Here is a 488-nt window from a genome sequence, read left to right as displayed (position 1 = left end):
CGTCGCGTTGGTCACGCTCGGCCTCGTGACGGACCTGTATCTCGCGGGGGCGCACGGAACCGTGCCGCTCGAATGGATTCCCTCGCTCGGAATCTCGCTGGCGTTTCACGTCGACGGGTTGGCGCTTCTCATCGCCTTCCTCGCCAGCGGCGTCGGCGTGCTCATCCTCACGTACTCCGGAGGATACATGCACGGGGAACCGGGCCAGGCGAAATACTACGCGACCCTGTTGGCGTTCATGGGCTCGATGCTCGGCGTCGCCCTCGCGGGCGACCTCGTCGCCCTGTTCGTCTTCTGGGAGCTGACGAGCCTCTCGTCGTTCATCCTCATCGGCCACTACACCGGGGAGAAGGCCTCCCAGTACGCCGCCCGGAAGTCGATGCTCATCACCGTCTCCGGCGGCCTGTTCATGCTGGTCGGCTTCCTGCTTCTCGTCTGGGCGTCCGGCCAGACGGGAGCCATCGAGGGAACGACGTACAGCATCCCGG

Annotated in this window: 1 protein-coding gene; it reads left to right on the top strand. The window is 65.8% G+C overall.

Annotated features, from left to right (window positions below; all coding sequences use genetic code 11):
- Positions 1-488 (top strand): proton-conducting transporter membrane subunit (locus tag C5C07_RS20575; RefSeq protein ID WP_304999723.1); only part of this gene is annotated, 488 nt, incomplete at both ends.

This window comes from Haloferax sp. Atlit-4N (assembly GCF_003383025.1).
Classification (GTDB): domain Archaea; phylum Halobacteriota; class Halobacteria; order Halobacteriales; family Haloferacaceae; genus Haloferax; species Haloferax gibbonsii.
Note: the sequence above shows the minus strand (reverse complement) of the source record. Positions and strands in the feature narration are given on the sequence as shown.